Raw genomic sequence first — 1,020 nt, 5'->3', positions numbered from 1 at the left:
ATCCAGAGTACTTCATCTGCATTACTTCATCACCTCACCAACCTATTGATTGTGCTTTTACATTTATTGCTTTTGGTGACGCTAAATAAGAGTTTTAACCCTTGCAAAAAATGTTAACAGCATATTAATTAACCTACCTATTCTATAGGTTGATAACTGTTGACTCAAATCCTAGAAAAGTCGGAAAATAGTGTATTCAATGGTTTAACCATTGCTGATATTGTCAGCAAGAAGGAATAAGCTGTTTAAATTTTCTATAGTTGATTTCAAACAGTACAGTAAAATCTAACAGGAGTCAGTAATGGCAATTTTTAAAGATTCAGCGGGAACAGCAACTCAGCACATCTATGGTGTTATTTCTCCAGACGGTAAGATAATTTCTGGTGAAGGCTTCAAATGCCACAAACTTCGCTATGGACTTTATCTAATAGAATTCGACCAGCCTTTTGTAGACACCCCAGCAGCAATTTGTACCATTTATGGAGGTGAATGGCAGACATTTAATCTGTCAGTCGCTGTCGTTGACGTTGCTCCATGGCACTTTGTATGCACTACTTCTTCACCTGACAGATCTGAAGATTGTGGTTTCACCTTTATTGCTTTTGGCAATATCTAAAACTTTGATATTCCCTCCTACCCTACCTATCAACGATACATAAATGGGTGCAAGCATTTTACCACTAGGGAATGAAAAATTTGAAAAATTATGGTGAGCTTTTTAAGATAACAGTAAATAATTGCTGTATTGAAAGCTCTATAACATTAAAATTTAGCCCCAGACTTTTTGTTTGAGGGCTTTTTAGGCTTGGGGGACATCTGTAACCGTTAATCCAATTTAGATCGAAGCTTTACCTGATAAAGTAAGGCAGAAGGATTAGAAAATAATTTAAGACAGTATCTTTATGGTAACCAGATTTGGTATTATATCAAACCCGGTTAAACAGCCATAGAATGGTTAAGTTAGGAGGAGTCAGGAGGAGAAAGAATTACAAAGATAAACGTAGTTATGGCGATTGAAGA

At 36.1% G+C, this 1,020-nt stretch carries 1 protein-coding gene; it reads left to right on the top strand.

The annotated features are described in order from the left end of the window. Positions 1-301 precede the first annotated feature (301 nt). Positions 302-616, top strand: coding sequence for a hypothetical protein (locus tag D5R40_RS33285; protein ID WP_124147531.1), 315 nt, complete (start codon positions 302-304; stop codon positions 614-616). Positions 617-1,020 lie beyond the last annotated feature (404 nt).

The organism is Okeania hirsuta (assembly GCF_003838195.1).
Classification (GTDB): domain Bacteria; phylum Cyanobacteriota; class Cyanobacteriia; order Cyanobacteriales; family Microcoleaceae; genus Okeania; species Okeania hirsuta.
The sequence above is the reverse complement of the archived record's forward strand: the minus strand, read 5'-3'. Positions and strand labels throughout refer to the sequence as shown.

What these genes read in the sequence shown, in the direction of transcription:
- D5R40_RS33285 (WP_124147531.1), top strand. Translation starts at nt 302, where the DNA reads ATGGCAATTTTTAAAGATTCAGCGGGAACAGCAACTCAGCACATCTAT.